This is a genomic window from Burkholderia sp. BCC1999, from assembly GCF_905339975.1.
In the GTDB taxonomy this organism is placed as follows: Bacteria; Pseudomonadota; Gammaproteobacteria; order Burkholderiales; family Burkholderiaceae; genus Burkholderia.
On the sequence record NZ_CAJPHP010000033.1, the window covers coordinates 1 to 26125 of the forward strand.

21 protein-coding genes are annotated in these 26125 nt (G+C 63.5%); 9 read left to right on the forward strand and 12 right to left on the reverse strand.

Annotated elements, in window-relative coordinates; translation table 11 throughout:
- The first annotated feature begins 115 nt into the window (after positions 1 to 115).
- The 3 genes from U5809_RS32075 to U5809_RS32085 all read left to right on the forward strand — a co-directional run bounded on the left by U5809_RS32075 (position 116) and on the right by U5809_RS32085 (position 4085).
- A complete protein-coding gene (locus tag U5809_RS32075; protein ID WP_322089480.1) occupies positions 116 to 1432 on the forward strand; it encodes an MFS transporter in 1317 nt (438 codons plus the stop codon).
- A 149-nt stretch (positions 1433 to 1581) separates the two neighbouring features.
- Positions 1582 to 2637: a porin gene (locus U5809_RS32080; RefSeq protein WP_322089481.1), complete on the forward strand. Its 1056-nt coding sequence runs from the start codon at positions 1582 to 1584 to the stop codon at positions 2635 to 2637.
- A gap of 29 nt (positions 2638 to 2666) precedes the next feature.
- Positions 2667 to 4085: a M20 family metallopeptidase gene (locus U5809_RS32085; protein WP_322089482.1), complete on the forward strand. Its 1419-nt coding sequence runs from the start codon at positions 2667 to 2669 to the stop codon at positions 4083 to 4085.
- A gap of 27 nt (positions 4086 to 4112) precedes the next feature.
- Here the strand turns inward: U5809_RS32085 and U5809_RS32090 are convergent, their stop codons facing one another.
- The 3 genes from U5809_RS32090 to U5809_RS32100 form a co-directional block, all read right to left on the reverse strand.
- On the reverse strand, positions 4113 to 5084 hold the full coding sequence (locus U5809_RS32090; protein WP_322089483.1) for a sulfonate ABC transporter substrate-binding protein: 972 nt from the start codon (positions 5082 to 5084) through the stop codon (positions 4113 to 4115).
- Positions 5085 to 5338: 254 nt separating this feature from the next.
- Positions 5339 to 6289 carry a LysR family transcriptional regulator gene (locus U5809_RS32095; RefSeq protein ID WP_282512419.1) on the reverse strand — a complete coding sequence of 317 codons (951 nt, stop codon included), beginning with the start codon at positions 6287 to 6289 and terminating at the stop codon, positions 5339 to 5341.
- A 302-nt stretch (positions 6290 to 6591) separates the two neighbouring features.
- Positions 6592 to 7890 carry an adenylosuccinate synthase gene (locus tag U5809_RS32100; RefSeq protein ID WP_322089484.1) on the reverse strand — a complete coding sequence of 433 codons (1299 nt, stop codon included), beginning with the start codon at positions 7888 to 7890 and terminating at the stop codon, positions 6592 to 6594.
- Between the two features lie 140 nt (positions 7891 to 8030).
- Between U5809_RS32100 and gcvA the strand changes: the two genes are divergently transcribed.
- Positions 8031 to 8936 (forward strand): transcriptional regulator GcvA, encoded by a 906-nt coding sequence (gene gcvA, locus U5809_RS32105; protein ID WP_322089485.1) that lies wholly within the window; start codon positions 8031 to 8033, stop codon positions 8934 to 8936.
- A gap of 151 nt (positions 8937 to 9087) precedes the next feature.
- Here the strand turns inward: gcvA and U5809_RS32110 are convergent, their stop codons facing one another.
- Positions 9088 to 9402, reverse strand: coding sequence for a DUF4148 domain-containing protein (locus tag U5809_RS32110; RefSeq protein ID WP_175846856.1), 315 nt, complete (start codon positions 9400 to 9402; stop codon positions 9088 to 9090).
- A gap of 2483 nt (positions 9403 to 11885) precedes the next feature.
- On the opposite strand from U5809_RS32110, the gene U5809_RS32115 reads away from it, so the two are divergent.
- Positions 11886 to 13202 (forward strand): replication initiation protein, encoded by a 1317-nt coding sequence (locus U5809_RS32115; RefSeq protein WP_322089486.1) that lies wholly within the window; start codon positions 11886 to 11888, stop codon positions 13200 to 13202.
- A 97-nt stretch (positions 13203 to 13299) separates the two neighbouring features.
- On the opposite strand, the gene U5809_RS32120 is transcribed toward U5809_RS32115, so the two are convergent.
- The 4 genes from U5809_RS32120 to U5809_RS32135 all read right to left on the reverse strand — a co-directional run bounded on the left by U5809_RS32120 (position 13300) and on the right by U5809_RS32135 (position 19098).
- The gene (locus U5809_RS32120) at positions 13300 to 14331 is read right to left on the reverse strand and encodes a ParB/RepB/Spo0J family partition protein (protein WP_322089487.1); all 1032 of its coding nucleotides are present in this window, start codon (positions 14329 to 14331) and stop codon (positions 13300 to 13302) included.
- A complete protein-coding gene (locus U5809_RS32125; RefSeq protein WP_011350423.1) occupies positions 14324 to 15019 on the reverse strand; it encodes a ParA family protein in 696 nt (231 codons plus the stop codon). Before U5809_RS32125 ends, U5809_RS32120 begins: the two co-directional genes overlap by 8 nt.
- 1805 nt (positions 15020 to 16824) lie before the next feature.
- The gene (locus tag U5809_RS32130) at positions 16825 to 17841 is read right to left on the reverse strand and encodes an AraC family transcriptional regulator (protein ID WP_322089488.1); all 1017 of its coding nucleotides are present in this window, start codon (positions 17839 to 17841) and stop codon (positions 16825 to 16827) included.
- 132 nt (positions 17842 to 17973) lie between these two features.
- Entirely contained in the window at positions 17974 to 19098 is a 1125-nt protein-coding gene (locus U5809_RS32135; protein ID WP_322089489.1) for an MBL fold metallo-hydrolase, read from the reverse strand.
- A gap of 83 nt (positions 19099 to 19181) precedes the next feature.
- Here U5809_RS32135 and U5809_RS32140 point away from each other — a divergent pair, with 83 nt between their 5' ends.
- Both U5809_RS32140 and U5809_RS32145 read left to right on the forward strand, forming a co-directional pair.
- The gene (locus U5809_RS32140; protein ID WP_322089490.1) at positions 19182 to 19835 is read left to right on the forward strand and encodes a TetR/AcrR family transcriptional regulator; all 654 of its coding nucleotides are present in this window, start codon (positions 19182 to 19184) and stop codon (positions 19833 to 19835) included.
- A 108-nt stretch (positions 19836 to 19943) separates the two neighbouring features.
- On the forward strand, positions 19944 to 20435 hold the full coding sequence (locus U5809_RS32145) for a flavodoxin family protein (protein WP_322089491.1): 492 nt from the start codon (positions 19944 to 19946) through the stop codon (positions 20433 to 20435).
- Positions 20436 to 20526: 91 nt separating this feature from the next.
- On the opposite strand, the gene U5809_RS32150 is transcribed toward U5809_RS32145, so the two are convergent.
- A complete protein-coding gene (locus tag U5809_RS32150) occupies positions 20527 to 21111 on the reverse strand; it encodes a DUF2889 domain-containing protein (protein WP_322089492.1) in 585 nt (194 codons plus the stop codon).
- A 619-nt stretch (positions 21112 to 21730) separates the two neighbouring features.
- Here U5809_RS32150 and U5809_RS32155 point away from each other — a divergent pair.
- Both U5809_RS32155 and U5809_RS32160 read left to right on the forward strand, forming a co-directional pair.
- The gene (locus U5809_RS32155) at positions 21731 to 22411 is read left to right on the forward strand and encodes a ProQ/FinO family protein (RefSeq protein WP_322089493.1); all 681 of its coding nucleotides are present in this window, start codon (positions 21731 to 21733) and stop codon (positions 22409 to 22411) included.
- 463 nt (positions 22412 to 22874) lie between these two features.
- On the forward strand, positions 22875 to 23936 hold the full coding sequence (locus U5809_RS32160; protein WP_322089494.1) for a DMT family transporter: 1062 nt from the start codon (positions 22875 to 22877) through the stop codon (positions 23934 to 23936).
- A gap of 111 nt (positions 23937 to 24047) precedes the next feature.
- On the opposite strand, the gene U5809_RS32165 is transcribed toward U5809_RS32160, so the two are convergent.
- From U5809_RS32165 to U5809_RS32175, 3 genes are all read right to left on the reverse strand, one after another.
- The gene (locus tag U5809_RS32165) at positions 24048 to 24638 is read right to left on the reverse strand and encodes a nitrogen fixation protein NifQ (protein ID WP_322089495.1); all 591 of its coding nucleotides are present in this window, start codon (positions 24636 to 24638) and stop codon (positions 24048 to 24050) included.
- Positions 24639 to 24713: 75 nt separating this feature from the next.
- Complete coding sequence (locus tag U5809_RS32170) at positions 24714 to 25139, reverse strand: TOBE domain-containing protein (RefSeq protein ID WP_322089496.1); 426 nt, start codon at positions 25137 to 25139, stop codon at positions 24714 to 24716.
- Between the two features lie 235 nt (positions 25140 to 25374).
- Positions 25375 to 26067 (reverse strand): TetR/AcrR family transcriptional regulator, encoded by a 693-nt coding sequence (locus tag U5809_RS32175; RefSeq protein WP_322089497.1) that lies wholly within the window; start codon positions 26065 to 26067, stop codon positions 25375 to 25377.
- Positions 26068 to 26125 lie beyond the last annotated feature (58 nt).

A 26125-nucleotide genomic window follows, 5' to 3' on the forward strand; every position in this document is an offset into this window, starting at 1 on the left:
AAAAATTTGCGCGTATCGCGATGTTTTCCCCGGTCTTAACATGCGGCCAGCTCTCGCAGGATGCCTGACGATCCATGCGGCGCTCACGATACCGATACCCATGGAGACACCCCCGATGCAAGACGCCGCCACGCCGCTCGTCGACGCGCCGCCCGCCGCGCGCCGCCGCTCGGCGCAGACCCGGACGATCATCGCCACCTCGGCCGGCAACGCGCTCGAGATGTTCGACTTCACCGTGTTCAGCTACTTCGCCGCGCTGATCGGCAAGACGTTTTTCCCGGTCGATTCGGGTGCCGGCCCGCTGCTGCTCGCGATGGCGACGTTCGGCGTCGGCTTCGTGATGCGCCCGCTCGGTGGCGTGCTGATCGGCAACTACGCCGATCGCGCCGGCCGGCGCGCGGCGTTGACGCTGACGATCCAGCTGATGATCGCGGGCACCGCGCTGATCGCACTGACGCCGTCCTATGCGCGCATCGGCGTCGTCGCACCCGTGCTTGTCGTGATCGGCCGGCTGCTGCAGGGCCTGTCGGCCGGCGGCGAGATCGGCGCATCGACGACCTTCCTGATGGAATCGGGCCCGCTGTCCGGCCGCGGCTTCATGGTGAGCTGGCAAATGATCAGCCAGGGCGTCGCCGCGCTGCTCGGCGCGCTCAGCGGCGCGCTGCTGTCGGCCGTGCTGTCGACCGACGCGCTCGAAAGCTGGGGCTGGCGCGTGCCGTTCCTGCTCGGCCTGCTGCTCGGCCCGGTCGGCTTCTATATCCGCCGCCATCTCGACGAAACGCATGTGCCGACGCACGACGCCGGCGGCAGCGCGGTACGCGAAGTATTCACGCGCTACCTCGGCCGCGTCGTGCTCGGCACGCTGATGATCATCGGCGGCACGTCGACGTTGTACATCTTCGTGTTCTACATGCCGGCCTATGCGGTACGCACGCTCCACCTGCCGATGGCGACGTCGCTGCTCGCCGGCTGCGCGTCGGGGCTCGCGATGATCGTTGCCGCGCTCGTATCGGGACTGTGGATCATCGACCGCCTGCCGCGCCGCAAGCCGATGATCGCCGTCACGTGGCTGCTGTCGCTCGCATGCGTGTATCCGGCATTCCGGCTGCTGATCGCCGCGCCGTCGGTCGGGCTGATGGTCGCGATCGTCACCGTCGTGATGGCGTTCGCGACCGCCGGCAGTTCCGCCTTCCTGCTGCTGATCATGGAAGCGTTCCCGCCTCGCGTGCGCGCCACCGCGCTCGCGACGATCTACAGCTTCGGCGTGACGATCTTCGGCGGCTTCGCGCAGTTCAACGTCACGTGGCTGCTGCATCGCACCGGCGATCCGATGTCGCCCGCGTGGTACGTGCTCGCGTGCGGCACCGTCAGCATGATCGCGCTGTGGCGCTTCCGCGAGCGCCCGGCAGATTCGCTCGACGACGGCCGCTGACCGGCGCACCGCTTCATTCACGGCGACGCCGGGCACCGGCTCCGCCTCTTTCTACCCGACAACAGAATCCGCGACGTCGACGCGTGCGCGGGCGGGCCGTTGCACGCCTGCGATTCGCGCGCCGACGATCGCGACACGACGAGACAAACGTGCGCAATTCAACCCTGATGGCCGCGTGCTGCGCGGCAACCTGCATGTGGGCCGCGCCGGCCCGCGCGAACGTCCAGATCTACGGCGCACTCGACAGCTTCCTGCAATACGCGCGCGTCGGCAGCCAGACGAGCATCGGCCTGATGAGCGGTGGCGCATCGACGTCGCGCTTCGGCTTCATCGGCAGCGAGGATCTCGGCGGCGGCCTGCGCGCGAGCTTCCGCCTCGAAAGCGGCTTCGACCTGATGTCCGGCCGTCAGCAAAGCGCGGCGTCGTTCTACAACCGCGAAGCCAACGTCGCGATCGGTTCGGACGACTGGGGGACGATCAAGCTCGGCAAGCAGTATCCGGCAATCGTGCCGGAAGCGGCCGATCCGTTCTACCTCGTCGGCCAGTTGTCGCCGTTCGCGAGCACCGCACTGATCGGCAGCGACCTCGGGCGCGGCGCCGCGTCGCTGCCGGGGCGCATCGAGAACGCGATCAGCTACAAGACGCCGACCTACGGCGGGCTCGACGTCACCGTGCTCTATGCCTTTCGCAACGCGGCGGGCGCGAGCCCGATCGCGAGCAATGCAGGCGCCGTCGCCAACTTTGCGCGCGGCCCGGTGATGCTGAGCGGCGCGTACAACGCGATGTGGGCCGGCACGTCGTCGACACCCGGCGGCACGCCCGACGGCCCGCGCACCGACTCGGTCATGGCCAGTGCGTCGTATGCGTTCGGCCCGACGCTCGCGTCGTTTGCGTACACGCTGATGCGTCCCACCGCGCCTGGCACGCTCGTCGCGCAGGTCTATTCGCTGGGCGCGATCTGGCAGCGCGGCCCGCACGCCCTCCGCGCCGATCTCGCCTATCGCACCATTGCCGGCCAGGCGAGCCACGCACTCGGCGCGCTGCTTGGCTACGACTACCAGTTCTCGAAACTCACCGGCGTGTATGTGCGGATCGGCGGCTTCAGGAACACCGGACAGTCGGCGCTGTCGTTCGGCTCCGCGCCGATATCCGCCCCCGGCATGAGCAGCACCGTCTTCGCCCTTGGCCTCCGGCAGAAATTCTGACCGCGCCAGTCTCTTCACAGGAGCAATTCATGACTTCACTCGCCCTCGATTTCATCGACAGCCAGCGTACGCAATTCACCGAGCTGTCCGACCGGATCTGGAATCTCGCCGAACTGCGCTACGAGGAATTCGCGTCGACCAACCTGCACATCCGGATGCTCGAAGAAGCCGGCTTTCGCGTGACGCGCGGAGTAGCCGACATCCCGACCGCATTCGTCGCCGAAGCCGGCCACGGCGGCCCCGTGATCGGCATCCTCGGCGAATACGATGCGCTGTCCGGGCTCAGCCAGGAAGCCGGTGCACTCACGTGCCGGCCGTCGGGCGAAATCTCGAACGGCAACGGTCACGGCTGCGGCCACCACCTGCTCGGCACGGCTGCGCATCTCGCCGCGGCCGCGGTGAAGACGCATCTCGAACGCACGGGCCAACCCGGCACCGTGCGCTTCTACGGCTGCCCGGCCGAGGAAGGCGGCTCCGGCAAGACCTTCATGGCGCGCGCGGGCGTGTTCGACGATCTCGACGCCGCGCTGTCGTGGCATCCGCACGTGTACACGGGCATCTTTCCGGCTGGTTCGCTCGCGAACATCCAGGCGTACTTCCGCTTCACCGGCAAGGCGTCGCACGCAGCCGCGTCGCCGCATCTCGGCCGCAGCGCGCTGGACGCAGTCGAACTGATGAACGTGGGAGTCAACTATCTGCGCGAACACATGCTGCCCGAAGCGCGCGTGCACTACGCGGTGACGAACACCGGCGGGTTGTCGCCGAACGTCGTGCAGGCGAATGCGGAAGTGCTGTACCTCGTGCGCGCGGCCCGCAACGACCAGGCAGCCGAACTGTTCGAGCGCGTGAAGAACGTCGCGCGCGGTGCGGCGCTGATGACCGACTGCCAGCTCGAGATCGTGTTCGACAAGGCGTGTTCGAACCTGCTTGAAAACGCGGTACTGAATCAGGTCATGTACGGTCATCTGCAGGCGATCGGCACGGCCGGCTTCGACGCCGACGACGCGGCGCTCGCCGATGCATACCAGCGCCAGACGCTGACTGCACAGGACATCGAAACGTCGTCGCGTTCGCTGAACCAGGCGTGGCGCGATCCGAAGGCACTGTTCGACGGGATCGACCCGTACGAGCCGGGCAAGGGCCGCCCGATCTGCGGCTCGACCGACGTCGGCGACGTGAGCTGGGTCACGCCGACCGCACAATGCCACACGAGCTGCTATGCGTTCGGCACGCCGCCGCACTCGTGGCAGTGGGTCGCGCAAGGCAAGACGGCGCTCGCGCACAAGGGGATGATGCTCGCGGCGAAGACGATGGCCGCAACCGCGATCGACCTGCTCGGCGCACCCGACACGCTCGCCAGCGCGAAGGCGGAACTGCTCGAGCGGCGCGGCGGCCGGCCGTACGTGTGCCCGATTCCGGACGACGTCGCGCTGCCGTTCCGCCGCTGAGCATGTCGTGCCGCGCCGGTTGCGTCGTCACGCGAGCGTGGGCGGCGCAGCCTGGCTGACGTCGACGCGTTTCGGCAGGATGCCGGCCTGGTAGAACACGTCCGCGATGCGCTGCTGATACGCAAGCGTGTCGCGCGTGACGGGCTCGACACCGAACCGTGCGCGACGAAACGCGAGCGCGACGGCCGGCTCCGGAATCCCCCAGAGTTTCGAAAATTCGGCCGCGCCCTGCGCGCGGTTCGCATCGAGCCAGCGCTGAACGGTCGTCAATTCCGCCACGGCGACGTCGAGCACGTCGGCATTGTGCTGCGCATACGTGCGCGACGCGAAGTAGTAGCCGCGATTCTCGACGAGCCCCGTGCCGTCCGCGACGATACGCGCACCGAACGCCTGCTGGACCACCGCGAGAAACGGATCCCAGATGATCCACGCGTCCACCGAGCGGTTCTCGAATGCGGCGCGCGCGTCGGACGGCGACAGCCAGACGGGCGTGACGTCCGCATAGTTTAGCTTCGCGGCCTGCAGCAGCCGGACCAGCAGGAAGTGCGTATTCGATCCCTTCACCAGCGCGATGCGCTTGCCGCGCAGGTCCGCAAAAGTCTTGACCGGCGACTCCTTCGGGACGATCAGCGCCTCGGCTGCGGGGCCCGACGGCGTTTGTGCGTAATAGACGAGTGGCGCGCCGGCCGCGAGCGCGAAGATCGGCGGCGCTTCGCCAACATCGCCGAAGTCGATCGATCCCGCGTTCAGCGCCTCGAGTTGCGGCGGCCCCGACGGGAACTCGGTCCACGTGACGTTCACGCCGAGCGGCGCGAGTTTGCCTTGCAGCGTGCCGCGCGCCTTCAACAGGCTGAGCGGCCCTTTCTGATAACCGATGCGTAACGTACGCGCGCCGGCCGCGCTCGCCAGCGCAAAGCCCGGGTGCGCGGCGGCACCGGCCGCAATCGCCAGGCCGGCTTGAAGGAGCCGGCGGCGGGTTCTTGAGTGTCGATCTGCCATGTCGTTTCGGATTCGATGAAGAGGGCGCGGATGGCGCGCAGGTCGAACCGATTCTAGGAGGTTGGCGCCGTGCATCGAACCAACGATGTTCGATATCGAAAGCTAGCGTTTTCATAAGGGCGCGCCGGTTGCACGGGTTCCGTTTCCCGGAACGGGTGTGCGCTAGCGCGACGGCATCTGCCTTAAATACAGGACTCCATATTATTTTCGCCGATCAGGCAATGCATGATGTACACGCGCCGACCATGGCTGAATCAGGAATGGCGTGACGCGCAGGATGCGGTCAGCGCAGCCTCGTCGGCAGCCAGCAACTCGGGTACGCATTCGCGCAGGAAATCGACGAACGTGCGGATCTTCGCGTCGAGATACTGACGCGACGCGTAAAGCGTGTAGACCGTCAGCTTCTGCAACCGGTATTCGGGCAGCACGCGCACCAGCGCACCGCTCGCGAGCCCAGGCAATGCGGCTGACATCGGCAGCGAGCCGATCCCGAGGCCGGCACGCAGCGCGGCACCGAGCGCATCGGCGATGTTCACCTGGAAATCCGGCAGCGGCAGTTCGAACGTTTCGCGTCCGTTGGGGCCGTCGAGATGCCAGCGGTCGCGCGGAAAGAGCGGCGTGACGATCTGCAGGCACGCATGCCCTTCGAGGTCGCTCACCGTGTGCGGCGTGCCGCGCGCCTTCAGGTACGCCGGTGACGCGCACAGCACGCTGCCCACGTCGCCGAGCCGTTGCGACACGAGCCCGGAATCGGGCAGCTCGGTCGTGCTCAACTGCAGCGATACGTCGTAGCCTTCGTCGATGATGTCGGGCACGTGCTGCGACAGCGTCAGTTCGACCGCGACCGACGGATAGCGCTCGCGGTAGCGCACGACCGCGGGCACCACGTAGGACTGGCCGAAACTCGTCGTCGCGTGAACATGCAGCCGTCCCGACGGTTTCGCCTGTGCGTCGGCCGCTTCGGCTTCCGCTTCGTCGATATAGCCGAGGATGCGCTGGCAGCGGTCGAGATAGCGCTGCCCGGCGTCGGTCAGCGCAATGCGGCGCGTGCTGCGGTTGAGCAGGCGCGTGCGCAGATGCGTTTCGAGTTGCGCGACCGAGCGCGATGCATAGGCCGTCGTGATGTCCAGGCGATGGGCCGCGCTCGTGAAGCTGCCCTCCTCCGCGACCCGGACGAAAATGCGCATCATCTGTAACGTGTCCATCGACCTGTCCCCGGGATTGAGATCACGTCGCGCCACCGTGCGGCCTGGGTGCCGGCGGCTCCGGCACAGGCCGGTCTGGCGCGAATTGTGCGGAACAGTACAGCAGCGCTGCAGGCGTGTCCAGTTCGCCGTACGCGGCGTGATCCGGCTGCGGAATCATGCCGCGCAACCGCTCGTCTCGCGGTATCCGGGCCGGCCATGCGCGCGCCCGAACACGCCCACGGGCAAACGGCATCGGGCCGGCAAAAACTACTCGCCGGCCCGATGCCGCAGCGCAATTTACGTCCTTCCTGGCTCGCGCGTCACGCAGCAGCGGCCGCTTCGAAAGGATTGCGCAACACGATCGTGTCGTCACGCTCCGCACCGGTCGTGATCATCGATACCGGCACGCCCGCGACCGCTTCGATGCGCGCGATGAAATCCTGCGCCGCGCGCGGTAGCGCCGCACGCTCGCGCACGCCCTTCACGGTGCCGTGCCAGCCTTCGAATCGTTCGTATACAGGCGTCGCGCGCGACTGCGCCTCGAGGCTCGCCGGCAGGTGGTCGACGCGCGCACCGTCGAGCTCGTAACCGACGCACAGCTCGATGGACGCGAAGCCGTCGAGCACGTCGAGCTTCGTGAGCACGAGCGAATCGATGCCCGAGATCCTGACGGCCTGGCGCAGTTGTGCGGCATCGAGCCAGCCGCAGCGTCGCGGCCGGCCTGTATTGACGCCGAATTCCTGCCCGCGCGCGCGCAGCGTTTCGCCGGTGACGTCGTTCAGCTCCGTGAGGAACGGACCGCCGCCGACACGCGTCGCGTACGCCTTGGTCACACCCAGCACATGGCCGAGCTTCGATGCGCCCAGCCCGGTGCCGGCCGCCGCGGCCGACGCCACGGTGCCCGACGACGTCACGAACGGGTACGTGCCCCAGTCGATATCCAGCATCACGGCCTGCGAACCCTCGAACAGGATGCGCTCGCCGCGATCGGTCGCGTCGTTGAGGTCGGCCCAGACGGGGCGCACGAACGGCAGGATCTTCGGCGCGAGGTCGACCAGCGTCGCCAGCATCGTGTCGCGGTCATGTTCGTCGAGCCCCAGGCCGCGGAACCACGCGTTGTGATGGTCGACGAGCACGTCGAGCTTGGCGGCAAGCCGGCCAGGCTCCGCGAGATCGCCGACGCGCAGCCCGCGGCGCCCGACCTTGTCCTCGTAGGCCGGCCCGATCCCGCGCAGCGTGGTGCCGATCGGTTCGCGGCGCAGGCGCTCCTGCGCCTGGTCGATTGCGCGGTGAATCGGCAGCACCAGCGTTGCGTTCTCGGCGATCGACAGATTGTCCGGCGTCACCGACAGCCCGAACTCGGCCATTCGCCCGATTTCCGCGAGCAGCGCTTCCGGATCGAGCGCCACGCCGTTGCCGATCACGCCGCGCTTGCCGCGCACGACGCCGCTCGGCAGCAGCGCGAGCTTGTACGTCTTGCCGCCGACGACCAGCGTATGGCCCGCATTGTGGCCGCCGTTGTAGCGCGCGACGAGATCGGCCTGGGCCGCCAGCCAGTCCACGACGCGCCCCTTGCCCTCGTCGCCCCATTGGGCGCCCACTACCACCACGTTCGGCATACTCCGCACTCCATGTGAGAAATTCAGACACTCGTTCGGCCGAGCCGGCCGTTTGTGTGCCATATTGGCGGAGCTGAGTCGCCCGATCAAACGATTAAACCTGAACCTTCGTGTGAGTAAATTTCACGCGAAACGATGCAATGGCCCGACGCCTCCCTCCGTTGAATTCACTGCGCGCGTTCGAAGCCGCCGCGCGGCTCGGCAGCTTCACGCTGGCTGCCGACGAGTTGTGCGTGACGCACGGCGCGATCAGCCGGCACGTGCAACAACTCGAAGCGTGGCTCGGGCGGCCACTGTTCGAACGCCACAACCGGCGCGTCGAGCTGACCGACGCCGGCCGTGCATATCTCGCCGAAGTCGGCGCGTCGTTCGACCGGATCGCGCTCGCGACCGCGCAGCACTTCGGACACGCACAGCAGCGCGTGCTGCGCGTCAGCGCGCCCGCGACGTTTTCGCTGCGCTGGCTCGTGCCGAAGCTGTCATCGTTCCAGGTCGCCCATCCGGCCATCGAGGTGCGGCTGTCGACGTCGAACGAGCCGATCGAGAAATTGCGCGACAAGGTCGACCTGATCGTTCGCGGTGGCCCGCAAGCCATCGACGGGTACGTCGCCGAGGAATTCCTGTCCGAAGTGCGGCTGCCCGTGTGTGCGCCGAAGCTGCTGGAGGGCCGGCCGCTGGACACGCCAGCCGATCTCGCGGGTTTTACGCTGCTGCACGCGGCAACCTATCCCGGCATGTGGCCCGAGTGGCTCGCGGCGGCCGGACATCCGAATCTCGTGCCGCGGCACTCGCTCACGCTCGAGCATTTCTATCTGACGTTGCAAGGCGCGCTCGACGGGCTCGGTGTCGCGATGGGACCGATCGCGCTCGTCGCGGACGACATCGCCGAAGGCCGACTGGTGCAGCCGTTCAGCGAACCGGCACTGCCGCCGTGGCGCTACTTCACGTACGTGGCATCGGCGCGAGCAAACGACGATGCCGTGCGTGCATTCAAGGACTGGCTGAAAATGACGGGGAACGCGACTGCGCCGGACGCGCGCCACTGACTGTGTCGAGGTACCGGTCGTGCGCGACGAGAATAGAAGGATTCCGAATCAAATAACGAAAAATCACGGAACGTGATTTTCGGTGTGCATCTGTGATCATGATGCACGCGGCAAGCCGCGGTGCGAGCCGCGGCTTGCCGCCGGTCGACGCTTACTGGCTTGCTGCAGCGCCGGCTTTCTTCTCTGCGTTCTGCAGGTTCTGCGGATAGTTCGGATCATTGGCCGCCGGCTTGTAACCAGCGTCTTCGAGTTTCTTCAGTTCGGCGGTGTTCTTCGCACGTGCTGCCTTGTGCTCGGCCTTGCGTTTGGCCCGGGCCGCCTTGCGTGCCTCACTCTTCGCAGCCTTGGCATCCTGTGCAGCAGGTGCGCTGGCGGCATCGGTCTGTGCAAACGCGGGAACTGCCGAGCCGAACAGGAAAGCGGCTGCAGTAGCAGCCAGCGCGAGTTTTCTGATCTGGATTTGCATCGCTGAACTCTCTTTTTTGATGACTATCACGGATTGAAAAACCATCGAGATACCGCCCCAGTCCTGATCGGTCGTCATGTCGCGATCGGGACCTGTGCATCATAACCGCGTCGCGAAAAATGTGGCGTGAACGTGATGACAGAATCGGGATACACCTATGGGAGAAGACGGGGACTCCGCGTGGCCTTCGCGTAGTAGAGACAGGGACGCTGTATCGCACGCTTCGGTGACGGCAATGGGTTGTGCCCGCACAGTGCGATGCGAGACATTGGCGCCTGTTTCACTGGTGGTGATGTCGACACGCTCATGCGTGACGTGAGCCTCCTCGCGCACTGACGATCACCGCAGCAGCCGTCGACCTGCTCGTCATGTTGTCATTCGACGCGGCTCGAACGACGATTCTTCCCATAAACGGTCACGATTCGATTCACCCGGCGATCGAGACGATCGCGTCGAGTCGCCATGCTGTGATGTCGATGGCTACCTGTGGCTTTGGTTACCTGTAGACGTGAAGGTCGTCACCGACAGAAACGTATGACAAAAAACCGAACGCTGTGTATTCGGTGAATACGTCAGCCCGCATCGCTTCACGTATGTGTCGAGGAACTGCGCGAAGGCGCGGTGCTTGTCTGGCAGACGTTGTTTGAGCGTCGAAGTCGCGAAAAGGCTTGTCGGTTCGCGTGGCTGTGCATGCGGATACCTCACGCAGCGCACGTTTGTCACAGGCTTTTCATTTGATCGCTTCGGTAGTCCGCCAGCCGGGCGGTGCTGCGATCGTCACAAGCTTGCTGATCCCTGTTGCGATGGCGATCGGTGAGATTTTACGGGATCGGGACATTCCGGAGGGTGGGCAAATTCGGGAACCACTCACGATTCGGCTACGGTGAGCTTCGTCGTCAATCGAATCTTCACGTCGGCTTGCAACGATCTCCAGATCGGCCCAGGAGCCGACGACCTGTGCGGATGACGTTCGTTTCAGGCCGATTGTGCGGGTCTCTTGCAACTGGTCAGGGTCACAGCGTGACGCTTCGGTTGATGCAAAGGTAGAAAATCGGAAGGCTGACGCGTGGCGAAGCAGCCTGTGGCGATCTACCTTGCGCACAGGCCACAGGCTAAATTTGTCGAGACTCGCCGACCGCCGATCGGTAAAAACTTGTCCAGGGACGCGCGAGCGCGAGTACAAAAAACCACTCGTGTGCAATCCACGATGATTTCGAACTGCTGCCGGAGGATCCGAAGAGGTTGGCGGGCCCGGTTGCGAATCGGCTTTGCCGGCCGATCTCAGGTGCGCAGGTGATGATGACGTGGACTCTTCGATCCCATAAACAGGAACCTGTGCGCGGAATCGGGGGATTTCTTCCTGATTTCCTCCCATAGGTTTCTACTTTTGGGGGTTGTGAGTGGGTACTTACCTCTCCGGAAAGCCTTGTCAGGCCTGAAGGCCCGGTGAAACATGGGCCAATCCCATGTTCGGCAGGCCCGGATCGAAGGACTAACGGGCCTTCCCCACCACAGACGGCTCCCTATTGGTAGCGGTTTATAGGGTTCGTCTTTCTGTGGCAGCACACGTGTGTTTACATCTTTTGTAAACCACGTTTACTTCTTTAACTACTTTTAGACGGCTCACAGCCTTGTGCGACAAGGGTTTGAGCGGTGTTCGGTACCCATTTATGGGAGCACAGGTGGAAGGGTCTGGGGTTTCAGGTCTGTGGATTTGGGGAATGGGGTACCGCGTTGTGGGGAATCGGGGTTGTGGATATGGGACGAGCGTACCCGGTTATGGGAAAGCGGTCATAAATCGCACAGGGTAGTCGTCTATGGGAACGCATGAAGGTAGCCTTTTATGGGGCAGTTTTCCCGATCCTCGGATGCCTTGATGCACAGCGATTTTCTTCGGGTAACCGGTTATGGGGAATCTCAAAGGTACCTGTTTATGGGGTGAACTCTGGGCCGATCGGCTGCATTTCATCACTGTGCTCCGGAACCCCTTCCCATGGACTGGATCGTTGCTGCGGATAGGTTACCTGCTATGGGGAAAGTAGATGGTTGCCATTTATGGGAACGATTTCCACCGTGAGGATCGAAAACAACGCAATCGATGAAGCCGACAGGTAACCTCCTATGGGAAACGATGAAGGTAGCAAGTTATGGGAGAAAAACGCAGCTGTGCTGCAGGGCACCACGAATTCGGTCGACGATCTCGATTCCGTTCGTTTGCCTCCCATGGATGGTTACCTTCCCGAGGGCAATTCTCGTGCCGGGTTTCGGTGTCCAGACACCAAAGGTAGCGACTTTTGGGAAGCTTTTTTTTCCAAAGGTAGATGGATATGGGGTTCATCAACAGTCACGCAATCATCAATTTCCCTTTTATATCTGATAGTTATGCGTGGTAGTGAAAGTGATGCTGGAGCAAGGACGTTGCTCCCGGACAAGAAAAGGTATAAAGTCCGCTATCAACAAGGTCACCTTATCCGGACATCACGATGCCGCGCAAGCCCGCAAGCAAAGGCTCAGACAAACAGGTTTCACTGTTTCAGACCCCCGAGCCTCCCGACTTGCTGCGCAAGGCGGTCCAGGCGATTCATATCGCGCCCAAGTCGGGAAAGATCGGGCTGCAGCAGCGCAAGATGTTCAGCTCGTTGATCAAGAACGCACTTCGGCAGGAGGCGTTCGAGCCTGGCCGGACCAGCTTCTCGATTTCGATCGCGTCGCTTTCGCACGAGAGCGGGCTGAACAGCAACAACACGAAGTACGTGAAGGACACGGTCAACTCGTTGATCAGTACCGTCGTCAACTGGGACTACCTGGCCGCGGACCGTTCGACGGTCTGGAAAGCGTCGGGTCTGCTGGCTGGTGCGGAGCTCGAGCAATCGGTGCTGAAGTACAGCTTCTCCGACCAGATTCGCAGCGAGTTGCTGAACCCCGAAATCTATGCGCTGATCGATATGCGGATCGCTCGCGAGTTCCGGCGGTCGCACTCGCTCGCGCTGTGGGAAAACACGGTGCGCTATGAAGGGATCGGCATCACCGCAAAGATCCCGCTGCCGAAATTCCGTGACCTCATTCTCGGCCAGGACAAGGCGTCGCAGTCGTACAAGGAATACAAGCTGTTCAAGAGCAAGGTCCTGGTGCCGTGCATTCAGGAGGTGAACGAAGTATCGGATCACACGCTCGAGCTGATCGAACACAAGTCCGGCCGCAGCGTGGAAGCCGTGCAGTTCAAGGTGACGCGCAAGCAGAGCGCCGATACGGTGGAGGACGGCGACGTCAAGAACGAAGCGCTGGTCGAGGAAGTCGCCAAGTTCGGCATTCCGCGTTCGGAGGCGCGCCGGCTGATCACGCAATACGGCATACAGCGCATCAAGGCGGCGATCGCCTATACGCTCAATCGGACAACGAAGAAGAATGCGGCGCCGGTCGACAACGTCGCCGCGTATTTCCGCAAGGCGCTGACGCACGGCTACACGCTGGCCGACGGGCAGGGAACCGAGGCGGCCGCACCGGCGAAGGAATCCGCGCAAAGCAAGCAGGAGCAGATTCGCGACAAGTATCTGGCGGCGAAGGTCGAGGAAGCCGGCGCGTATTTCCGCGAGCTGGAGATCGACGACCAGACCAAGCTGCTCGAACGCTACAACGAGACGGTAGTGGGCTCGAAGGACCTGACGCTGTCGCCGAAGAAGAAGGCGAGCAAGCTCGCGCAGACCAGCTTCTTCCGATGGCTGGCACTGGATACCTGGGGCGAACCGACCTCGGACGACCTGCTGGAATTCCTGCTCAAAAGCAGCCTCGCAGGCAACTGATCAAGGCCTCGCAGCCGAGGGTGCATCGTGCGCCGGACTATGTGGTCGTCCGGTATCGCGATGCAAGGCGGATGCGAGGCCTTCTGCTTTTGGCGCGTTACTTTTGCGCGGCCGTCGCCAGCTCGGCGACGTAAGCATCAATGACGGTCTTGAGCTGGTCGGCAAGCGCTTCCTGATGGGACGCGTCGACCCCCTTGAGCTGCAGATCCAGACGACCATCCGGGTAGGTCTTCAACTGGCCGATCGCGCGCGATTCGAGCGCGAAGTCGTGACGAACGCTGTAACGCGTGCGGCCCGTTTTCTTGTTGCCGTCGCTCTGCGCCCGCAGGAAATTCTCGAGATCGCGGACCGATTTTTTCCGGTCGATCACGGCCGTCAGCAGCCGGTCGGCCGTCGGCTCGCCCAGGCGTTCGAAGATCAGCTTCAGGAAATACGCCGCCTGCAGACCAACCACGTCGTTCGCGCTGGCCATCCGTTCCAGCAGCGTGTTGGGCAATGCGTTGAGCGACAGCGTCTTGCTGATCGATGCCTTGTCCTTGCCGATTTTTTCCGCCAGCGTGTTCTGGTCGGAAAAGACCTTCTCGTCGAGGAGGCGCTTCCACGCAACCGCATCGTCGAAGATCGTCTGGCGCTCGTGGTCGTGGTTCGCGCGATACGCGATCGTGTAGAGCTGCTCGGGCGTGTGGTCCGTGCGGAACGTGGCGTTGATGGTCTCGTCGCCGTTGATGCTCGTCGCGCGCAGCCGACGTTGCCCGTCGATCACGACGAGCTTGCCGGGAAATTCCGGGAGCCGCGTGACCTTGATCGGCTCGATCTGCCCTTCCCGTTTCAGCGTCAGCGCGAGCTCGTGCAGGCTCGATTCGGAGTAGAACACGCGCGGGTTGAACGGGTTGGGGATGCAGTCCTTGACCAGCACCTTCTGCGGCGCGCCGAGATCCGTCGTACCGGTGGGCGTGACCGCGGCCGGCACGTCGGCAGGCACCGCCTCGACGGCAACATTCGCAGCGGCGGCCGGCTCGGGCAGCCGCGTTTCGAGGGCCGCATTTTCCTGCGCGAGTCCGCGCAACAGGCCGGCAGCGAGGTGCAGGTTGCCGGTCGGCTTCTTGTCTTTCGATGTGTCCTTAGCCATGGGCGGCTCCGGTAGCGCGCGTCGACGCGATGTATTGGGCCATTTCCGTGACCAGCTTTTCGATTTCCGCCCGGGCTTCTTTCAGGCCCTTCAGGTATCGATTGTGATGATGGATCGTGGTGCCGAGCGCGAATGTCTGACGGTAGACCTCGCGTTGCGCGATCTGGCTGTCGAGCAGATGCTCCCCTATTTCTTCAGCTCTTAGAATTTTTAAAATTTCTTCACGCATTTTAGTTTTTCCATTGACACTATTCAGCATCAATGCGGAAGAAAGATTAGGGTTTCGAACGGAACGCATCGACTCGATCATGCGGATCATCGCGACGGTGCTGTACAGGTCGGCCGGCGACGGCGACAGCGGCACCAGGCAAAAGTCGGCGACTTCAAGGACGGATGCGATGCGCGGATCTTCGAGGTTACCGGGACAGTCGACGACGATCACGTCGAAGTTCGCGTCCTGCTTCTTGATCTCGCCACCGATGCCACGGCCGGCGGGCGCCAGCGAAAGGACGGTCATCGGCAACGTGTTCTCGCCGCTCGTTACCCAGCGGACAGAAGTGCCTTGAGGGTCGGCATCGATCAGGGCGACCTTGTTGCCGCCGGCTTCGAACGCAGCCGCGATGTTGACGGAGATGGTCGTCTTCCCGGTCCCACCTTTTTGATTACTGACGGCGATCTTGAAAGCCATTAAATCCCTCCAAGGAGTTTTGCGTAATATATGCAGTTATTGTCGAAATGTCCAGAAAAGCATTGGATGCAATGCATATCTTGATGGTCGATGTGGTTGTCACGTGACAAGTGAGCCAAATGGCCTAGTTGCTATCAGAAATAAGAGATCGAGTAAAAATAAAATTGCCGATCACACTATCGATGCATTCAACAGAGTCTGAGAAATTCGCTTGTTTTTATGTCGATAGCGAAGGTGAAGTACCAAAGCGGACCATCACGAACTTTCCATTTCTATCGCAACGCATCGCGATTCCGATTGGCTGGGATCTTGAACGTCGACGAGCTCGGTAGTTGTCACGTGACAAGTCGCTAGAAATCGATTCGTGTTGTCGCTTTCAATCGCCAAGCGGCGTTTGATCAGAACGTGATGCAGGCCCTCGCAATGCTGCTTCTAGATTCGATTTTCCGGATGGAGCCTTGCATCGTTGCTTGTCGCTAGGGTGAGTTGTCACGTGACAAATCCTCGTGGTGCGCACCGGAGTTGGCTTCGCAAATTCTTCGAAGATTGTGGGATTGAACTGCATGTCGCGCGTAGACGCGATCCTTTAAGGAGTAGCGTCGCCAGTGGCGATTCACCGTTAACCGTGGCTCGCCGCGCGGTTCGCTGACGAGTTGTCACGTGACAACAGAAAGTCCGGACGTGGTCACTTGATCGTTTGATTGATAGGAAGTCTCTAGTGGTGCTTTAGGTCTGCGGCTGAAGATGGTGAATCGACGAGTGACCTGTCGATCTGGATGCGGCGTTACCGGCTACCTGCCAAAGCGCGCATTCGTCCTCGCATGAGCTCCCCGGTAGCCTGGATAGACGGATCCACCGAAGTGAACTGCGGATGTGAATGATATGGCCCCATTTAAACAATGAGCTACCGTCGTTTTGTCTCATCCAACAGTCAGTAGGGGAGGGGAGCCTCGTAGTACACCAGCGTTGCTATCAATGTGTCCTGACGTCGATCTGCGATCGCAGCGCTTAGGAGCGGACGAATCGGCGGAAATTCAGGCGTCGAAGGACCTGCGGCAATGAATACGGATCGAATCGTGAAACATTTGTGAGAAATGGACCATTCTCGGAAATCCTTGTCTGGCAATGGCTTGCGCCACATTCTTCATGTTGTTTCACGCGAACTGAGCGAAATTCCCCGCGGAAATAGGGGCGCATGATATTTCCGCTCGTCGTTGCCATTGGCACGATCATGCATACGCTGATTTGTATTTAATGATACGTGTTTCGTGGTTAATAATACGTTTCAAGGTTGCCTGGGCCTGAGGAAGGCAGATTGGTTGCCGGTCGGGGCCATCATGGGACGATGCCGGCGCCCGGACTCGACACGTCGTGCTGATATTCAACCCGAGTTGTCACGTGACAACGCATCGCGTCAGTCGCACGATCCGGTGAAGCGGTGTGTCTCAGGTGAAATCGATCGATAAGAAATCTGCGGCCGAGGACCTGAATCCTGGAGCAGGGCCGTGATCGTCGGGAGGGGGAAGCTCACATCCGTTCAGGGAGGAGTAACTGCGTGTCGGCAATGAATCGGCGTTTGGGTCTGGATGCGCGCGCCCTTGAACGTGGTCATCACCGTGCTCCAGGTATTCAAAGGGGATTCACTGGGCAGATATCTAGCAATTGATCGTGAGTGGGTAAGACACGCAAATCTTTTCGCGCACTCGATTCAACCGGCCCGATCACTCAAGCGTGGCGCCGATCCTGCAATGCCGTGGATGCCGCCAAAGCAGGGCACCCTGCATTTTCGAGATCGTTGCCTGCGATCAATAACTTGCCGCGATCGACAGAACGACATCCGTCCCGCTCCGCAGACTATCGATATCTCGCCGCGGTGAATTGCCGAACAATCGGCTGTATTCCCGATTGAACTGGGTCGGGCTCGCATATCCGACCCTGAACGACGCCGACGCAGCATCGAGTCGCTCGGACAGCATCAGTCGACGTGCCTCGTTGAGCCGAATCCACTTCTGGTATTGCAGCGGACTCATGCCCGTGAGCTGACGGAAGTGGTGGTGGAAGGTTGAACTGCTCATCTGAACCTGCGCCGCGAGATCGTCGACCCGCAACGACTCGTCATAGTGGGCCCGCAACCACCGGATCGCGCGTGACACACGGTTGCCCTGGCTGCCGGCGGACGCGATCTGACGCAGGCGAGCGCCCTGGTCGCTCGTCAGCAGCCGATAGTAGATTTCCCGCTCGACGTACGGGGCGAGAACGGCAATGGCGTTCGGGTCGTCCAGCAACGCCAGCAACCGGTTCAATGCGTCGAACAGCGGCTCGGTCATGTCGCCGACGACGAGACCGCGGCCCACGGGGGCATCATCGTGATCCGGTGCGACCTGCATCATCAGTTCCGCCAGGACGTGAAAATCGAGCTTGAGCCCGATCCCGAGAAACGGCTCCTCGTGGCTGGCCTCAATGACTTGCGTCGAGCCTGGCAAATCGAGCGACGTGATCAGAAAACGGTTGGCGTCGTAGATATAAGCGTCGCCGCTCTGAATGACCCGTTTCGCGCCCTGAACGACGAGACCGAAGCTCGGCTCGACCATGCACTCCATTGGCTGAGTCGGCGCTTCCCTGCGATGGAAGCTCAGGTTCGGAATGGCCGTGGTGACGTGGTCGGCGCCTTCGGTCCATCTCGCGACGCGCGCTGCGAGCGAATGCCGCAGAACGCATATGCGGCCGCGATTGCTCGACTGTTGGTCTGCCTGGTTGAATGCAGCGATGGCGACGTCGTCGTTTCGTTCGCCGGGTGTGTATCGGACGGGTGCCGGATGCATGACTTCTCTATTCAGGTAATCGGGTGGTCAGGCCGGCCGTCGGCGTGCGGGTGTCCCGGCAACGCATGCGCCATTCTTCGGAAATCGCGCCATGGGCGCGCTCCCGGATGAAAGGCGCAACGACCGACGGACCTACTTGGTCGCCTGCGATGCGCAAAACTGCCAGCGGCGCGATTTCGTTGTCGGCGCCGTTGCGCGCTCGTCGACCGTGCGCCACCACCGCTCACCGCGGTGCGGCGTGCCGAGATCGAGGCGCTCGCCGATCCTGGGCGTCGACAGTTCGATTCCGCGCACGAGAGCCATTGCCGTGACACGCTCGAACGGTTCCTGCCAGCGATGCATTGCAAGATCGAACGTGCCGTTATGGATTGGAACCAGCCAGCGTCCGCGCAAATCGATGTGAGCCTGCACGGTTTCTTCCGGCTGCATGTGCACGTACGGCCATTGCGCATCATAAGCGCCTGTTTCGATCAGCGTCACGTCGAACGGTCCGAGGCGCTCGCCGATCGTCCGGAACCCGTCGAAGTAGCCGGTGTCGCCGCTGAAGAACACGCGAAGGTCGTCGTCGACGATGACCCACGACGCCCACAGCGTGCTGTTGCCGTCGAACAGGCTGCGCCCGGAAAAGTGCTGCGCGGGCGTGGCCGTCAGCGTCAGGCCGGCCACGTCGACACTCTGCCACCAGTCGAGCTGCCGAACCTTGGTTGCGTCGATGCCCCATTCGATCAGGCGGTCGCCGACGCCCAGCGTGGTCACGAACACGTCGGTGGTTGCAGCAAGCGCCAGCACCGTGTCGCGGTCGAGGTGATCGTAGTGATCGTGCGACAGGATCACACCGCGCAGCGGCGGGAGATCTTCAAGGGCGATCGGCGGCGCATGGAAGCGCTTGGGGCCGACGTGCCGGAACGGCGACGCACGCTCGGCGAATACGGGGTCGGTCAGCCAGAATTCGCCGCGCAGTTTGAGCAGCAGCGTCGAATGGCCAAGCCGGTACAGGCTGCGATCGGGCGCCGCGTCGAGCGCCGCGCGAGTCAGCGAATCGATGGGCAACGCACCGGTCGGCACGGTGTTGCGCGGCTTGTTGACCAGCATGTTCCACACGATCCCGAGCGTCTTGCCAAGGCCTTCGACGGGACGCGGCGCGACATTGGCGAAGCGTTCGCCGTTGTGCTGCGGCGAGCCGCCGGACAGCGCGCGGCCGCGCCGGGCGGCTGCAAAACCCAGAATGCGGTGAATCAAAACGAGAGGCGATGCCATGTCGGTTCGTCCGGAAGATAAAGTACACTAAACAGTGTAGTTTATTTTTTGGATAAGTAAACTGTCCGGTGTAAAATTTTCGTATGGATACCAGCACTCCCCCTCTGCGCCTGACCGATCGAAAGCGCGCGGCCATCGTCGATGCGGCGATCGAGGAATTTCTCGCGGCGGGCTACGATGCGACCAGCATGGATCGTATCGCTGCGCGCGCGGACGTGTCGAAGCGCACGGTCTATAACCACTTCCCCGGTAAGGAAACGCTGTTTGCCGCGATCCTGCACAAGCTGTGGGATGCGACGCAGACCGGCGGTTCGCCGACCTATCGCGCCGACGTGCCGCTGCGCGAGCAACTGCTCGCGTTGCTGGATCGCAAACTGCGCTTGCTGAACGACGAGGCGTTTCTCGCACTTGCGCGCGTGGCGATCGGCGCGGCGATCCATTCGCCGGAGCGCGCGCGCGACATGGTCGAGCGTCTCGGCGAGCGCGAGGAAGACATGACGGTCTGGGTGCGCGCGGCCGCCGCGGCCGGCCGCCTGTCGGTCATCGATCCGGTGTTCGCCGCGCATCAATTGCATGGCGTCGTGAAGGCTTTTGCGTTCTGGCCGCAGATCACGATGGGCCAGCCGCCGCTCACGGTGCAGGAGCAACGGAAAGTCGCGGAATCCGCGGCCGACATGTTTCTCGCGTACTACGCGCGGCTGGACGACGGCGATGCAATGCGCACGACGCAGGACTGACCATGCATGGGGACGCCCTGCGCGAAGCGAAGCCGGCGCGATGCGCACGAGCGGTGCGCGCAGCACCGATGAACCGTCGCACCTGAAGCCGAACGCGAGCGATTACGCATGAAGACGCTGTTGATCGTCTATCACACGATGACCGGGGGCACGCAGCAGATGGCCGAAGCCGCTGCCGGTGCGGCGCGCGAGCAGCCCGGCATCGACGTCAGGCTGCAGCGCGCGGATGTGACGAGTCCAGACGACGTGTTGGCCGCCGACGCATACCTGTTTGCGACGCCGGAGAATCTCGCGGCGATGTCCGGGCTGATGAAGGACTTCTTCGATCGCTGCTACTACGCGGCGCTCGATCGCGTGAACGGCCGCCCGTATGCGGCAATGATTTGCGCGGGCAGCGACGGGCAGAACGCGTTGCGCCAGATCGACCGGATCGCGACCGGATGGCGGCTGAAGAACGTGGCGCCGGGCCTGATCGTCTGTACTCACGCGCAGACACCGGAGCGTATCCTCGCGGCGAAGACGATCGACGGCGATGATCTCGAGCGCTGCGCGGAGCTCGGCGCAGGTCTTGCCGCGGGACTCGCGCTGGGCGTCTTCTGATGCCGGTTGTGGCTGCGACGACTTGCCGGCGCGCTTCGTGAGGACAGCTCACGCTGCCGTGAGGACACGAAACCGGCCGAATCCCCAAGCCCTAGCTGCTTTTTGCCGCTGACGAAGGCCGGTGGTATTCGGGCCAAAGACGTTTCACGAGATCGCGCGATGCGCCGTACGCGTGGCAACTGTCGATCTTGAGCGGCTTTCCTTCGCTGTCGCGTTGGTCCAGCGACGATCGCCGCACGCCGACCATCGTCTGATAGGCCGTGGTGGCGATCGGGGCGAGCAATTCCTTCAGGTGCGTGCACGTATCGCAGGACGGCAGGCGCTTGCGAACCTCGCTGTTCCAGCCGGCGCCGATGTTCAGTCCGACGAGTGCCTGCAGCGAGTCGCCGCCGCCCGGGCACTGCGCATACGGATGCGCGCGAATGAACGTCGATACCGCGCGAACGACCATGTCCGCGTCGAAGACCAGCGTCACACCGAGGTCGTGGATCGGCGACAGCGCCGCGACCGTCCGCGTGCCGCCCGGCGGTGTGAAATCGCTGGTCTTGCGGTCCGCGAGGCAGGCTGTCACTTCGAACAGGCCGTCGCTGCGCCGATAGCCGCGCATGTCGATGTGTCGATGGTGAATTTCCTCGCGCGTGATGTCGTCGTGCGCGATGTCGTGTCGGGGAACCATGTATCCGCTCCGTTTCGTACAACCGGTTCTTTTCGCAGGCAAAGGCGAACATCGCCGGCTGGCCGGGCGTGCAGCAAAACATGCCGAGGCGCGCTGCCGACGACGTCGATGCGGCCATACTACGCATTTTCCGGCATGTTCGTCCGCGGCACGATCGATGCGGGCGCAACGAGTCGAAGGCGCGCCCGGTACAACCGGGGGTGTTCAGGTGACGTGTCGCGCGACGGCGTCCGACGTCCGCCACGCGGAATGGAGCACGCCGGATGCGCGCCTGTGCCGAAGCCGGGCCCGGCCCGATTTCCGCGACGGCCTCGAATGGCGTGACATCCGGAAACGTATCCATATAATGCGCAACATGACCGCGCGGACGCCTTTTCGGCCTCCGGGGTCGGGCAAATGCAGACCGGCGAGTCAACCGGCCACCGCGCGTACCGGTATACTTCCACTCCTGCCTTGTCCGGCATCGTGGCCGGGTGCCTGAAAACAGAGTGGCGTGCGCGATGCGGCCCCGTAGTGTTCCGCATCGGCGGCAGACGGGCCGCCAGCACGGCGGCGAAGCTTTCGAGCCGCGCGGCATGGCCGCACGAACCACACCTTATATTCCTGGTGGATTGAATTTATGGGTTTTGAACAACTTGCCGAATTGCGGGCGCAGCTCGCAGCGAAGGCCAAGCAGGAGCGCAACGCAAAGCGGCCGGCAGCGCCGGCGGACACCGGTGCGAAGCCGAAGTCCGGCGACCAGCCGTCCCGCGGTGCCAAGCCGGGTGCTGGCGCCAAGGCGGGTGCCGGCGCGAAGGCACCGCATCGCGCGAAGCCCGCTTCGGCCAAGCCGTCGGCGCCGGTCGATCCGGTTATCGTCGCGATCGGCAAACTGCAGCGGAAGTTTCCGAGCGCGTTCCCGAAGAATCCGGCCCCCAAAGTGCCGCTCAAGGTCGGCATCTGGGACGACCTGGCGCGCGAAGCACAGGCCGTCGGCCTCACGGAAGCCGAACTGCGCGAAGCCATGTCGACATGGTGCCGCGGCAACCGCTACTGGTCGTGCCTCGTGGAAGACGCTGTGCGCGTCGACCTGCAGGGCAATGAAGCAGGGCGCGTCACGCATGACGACGCAGCACGGGCGCGCCGGCTGAAGTCGCGGCGTCCCGGCAAGGGCGCTGCGCAAGCGGCCAAGGGCGCACCGCAGCCGCCGAAGGCCGAGCAGCAGGCTGAGGCCGCTGCCGCCCCGCAAGCGGCGGAAGCAGCAGAAGTTCAGGCCGACACCGCGCCACAGGTCGAGCAGCAAGTGGCCGGCAACGAGTAATACCACTGCCGTCTACTGCACGGCGCGTACCCGCATGCACGTCGTATGCGGCGCATCACGCAACGGACTGACCTGCCTCGACAGAGGCAGGTCAGGACTGCCTCCCCGGCGCTTGCCGGTCAGCACACACTTATCCCGAGCAAGACAGGCAACGCAACCGGACGAAAGACGTTTGTCAATCGGCGCTGCAGGCGCTCGTTATATTCAGGTTAATGATTTGTACACCTGAATGCTATTGTGCCTTCGTCTAATAATTCGGTTTCCTAATATATGAACGGCGGAATCGCCGGCCGGGATGAGGACGTTTCGGTCGGGGGGGCGCCGCGACACGATGACGCGCGATAATCCCGACCGGATCGTCGCACTGCACGATGCAGCTTGCATTTCGAAAGGTGTGAAAGGCATGTGCCGGCATGATCCGAAGTCACGTCCACCGATTTTCAACGTCAATCCTAGCCGGATCATGAACCCGAGACATTCCGCGATTCTTGTCGCACTCACCGCCGCCGCGCTGTTCGGCGCCGCGACACCGCTCGCCAAGGCGTTGATCGGCGCGATGTCGCCGTTCATGGTCGCCGGCCTGTTCTATCTCGGCAGCGGCGTCGGGCTCGGCATCGGGATCCTGCTGCGCGGGCTGCACAATCGTCGCGCACCGGTGACGGAGGCCGCGCCGCTGCAGCGCGCCGACCTGCCGTGGCTGGCCGGCGCGGTCGTGGCGGGTGGCGTGGCCGGCCCGGCGTTGCTGATGCTCGGGCTGTCGAGCACGCCGGCGGCAACCAGTGCGCTGCTGCTCAATCTCGAGGGCGTGCTGACGGCCGTCATCGCATGGGTCGTGTTTCGCGAGAACGTGGATACGCAGGTGTTTCTCGGCATGGTCGCGATCGTCGTAGGCGGCACGCTGCTGTCGTGGGGGCCGGCTCGGGCCGGCGTGCCGGTCGGCGCGTTGCTGATCGTCGGTGCATGTCTGTGCTGGGCGATCGACAACAACCTGACCCGCAAGGTCGCCGCGAACGACGCGATGGTCATCGCGTGCGCGAAGGGGCTGATCGCCGGGCCGGTAAACATCGGTATTGCGCTCGCGACCGGCGCGACGCTGCCCGCTGCATCGGTCACGGCTGCCGCGATGCTGACGGGGCTCGGCGGCTACGGGATCAGCCTGGTGCTGTTCGTCGTTGCGCTCCGCCATCTCGGTAGCGCGCGCACCGGTGCATATTTCTCGATCGCACCGCTGTTCGGCGTCGTGCTGTCGCTACTGATCTGGCCTGCGCTGCCGCCGGCAACTTTCTGGGTCGCCGCCGCGTTGATGGCGCTCGGTATCTGGCTGCACGTGCGCGAGCGGCATGAACACACGCATGAGCACGAGCGGCTCGAGCATACGCACCGGCATCGGCACGACGAACATCACCAGCACACGCATGATTTCGAGTACGACGGCGACGAACCGCACTCGCATCCGCACGTGCATCTGCCGATCACGCACAGTCACGCGCACTTTCCGGACATTCATCACCGGCATCGGCATTGACCGCAGTCATCAACGGTAGGCGGCGCGCGCCTCAAGGTGACCATTTATGGGATATGCGCCGCGCACTCGTTCATGAGGGCGATGGCACAGGAACTCGAGTCGCCGCGATGGCTATCGCGCGTGCGGAAAGCAGAAACCGAAATCCTCGCAGCCCGGGCATCCGGGTGCCGGGCCCGGCGGTACGCCGAGTGAGGCCGCCACTTCCTGTGCGAGGAATTTCTTCCAGCGCAGGTGGGTGACGTTGCGCGCGGCGAGCGCGGGGAAATAGCGCTCGAGCATCGCGGATACCGCGTCACGCCCGTCGAGCCCGAGATCGCGCCACAGATGGTCAGGGCGCAGGCACGCATGCGCGATGATCGATGCGAGGCAGTCGGCATCGTCGCGGGCGACGGCGGGATTCGCGTCGTCCATCAGCCGCGTGTGCAGCGTCGCGACGAATTCGGCATGGGCCGCTGGCAATAGTGCCAACGCGACCGTCGGCATGAGTGCGGTGGTATGGGCGGGAGTCAGGTGCGGAAACTGCCGGGCCAGCAAGCCGGCGAACTGTGCTGGAGAGAGGCCCAGCAGCGAATGCTCGTTGCGACACGCGCGTGCGGCGATGAGTGTGCCGAACAGCGGTGCGTCAGGTGCGTCGGCGCGGGCCGACGCTGATTGCAGCGTTTGCAACGCCTGTTCCCGCGCGTGATCGAAAGCGGCTGTCATCGGATACCTCCGGATGACAGCCGGGCCGCGTGGATGCGCGGCGTAGGACGGTTCGCCATTGCGACCGTCACGCGATCACTCGACGCCGACGATCACGCTCGATGCCTTGAAGATCGCGGACGCGGCCGAGCCGCTCGCGAGGCCGAGACGATCGACGCTGTCGTTGGTGACGATCGCGACGATCTCGGCGCCACCCGCAGCCTTGATCACGACTTCCGAGTTGACCGCGCCCTTCGTGACCGCCGCGACGGTCCCTGCGACGCAGTTGCGCGCCGATACCTTGCTGCTGTCGACGTCGACCATCACGATCACCGACGACGCCTTGACGAGTGCGAACGCCTTCGTGCCGGCCGCGAGGCCCAGCGAAGCCGCGCTGCCGTGGGTGATCACGGCGACGATGTCGAGACCGTCCTGCGTGCGGAGCGTGATTTCGTCGTTGACGGCACCGGGCTTGACGGCGCTGACCTGGCCGGCGAAATGGTTGCGGGCGCTGGTTCGCATGATGGATCTCCGGAAAATGAGCTGCCCGGCGGGCGGCGAGTAAAAGACGGGAACAGTAGACGAGTTTACCGTCAACGCCGGCGAAATGCGGCCCGGGTTTGCGATGTCCGGCATTCCGGCTGTGAACGAATTCGGGGCGATCCGGCAGGCCCCCGCCACGCGCATTTGTCAGACGGGCGGCGGTCGCCTGCACGGCTTTGCCGCTGCGGTACTGCGCTGTGGACCGGGCGCCCGCCTAGCCTCGCTTCGACGATCCGCGGGGCGTCGCGGATCGTCGAAGCGAGGCCGTTTCCCTGGCAGGTGCAGCATGCGCTTCGCCCAGTGCCACGAGCGCGTCGGTCAGTTGCGTCATGTGTTTTTCCATCGATCTCGGGTCGCCCGATTGCAGCGACACGAAGGCGCCATCGAAACCCATCATGCCGAAGTACGCGAGATCGTCCGCCGCGGCAGCGGTGATGCCCGCGCCGTCCGTGCTGAACGCGTTGCGAATCATCTCCCGCATGTAGTCGCGGCCTTCGGTGCGCACGTCGACGACGGTCTGGATTGCCTCCGGCTCGGCCGCCTCGTTGCTCATGACCATCACGAACAACAGGCGCAAGAAATTTTCCCGATGCAGGAACACTTCGCCGGTTTTCTGCAGATACCAGCCGAGGCGTTCGCGCGGCGTACCCTCGGGCGGGTTCTCGTGCGCGTTGCGCATTGCGTCGAAGAAGCCGTGCGCGCCCTGCGCCATCACCTCGGCGAGCAGTCCCGCCTTGGAGCCGAAGTGGTGATAGATCGCGCTCTTCGGGATGCCGGTCGCTTCGACCAGCGCCGACATCGACGTGCCCGCATAGCCATACGCCGACATGACGCGCGCTGCCGCGTCGAGGATTTCCTGGCGTGACTTCTGACCGCGCCGGTTGCCGATTTGTTGTGGATTGTCCATTCCGAAAGTATACGCTCTCGAAAATTGGACCAATCGGTCCAATACTCGTTTTCCCTAG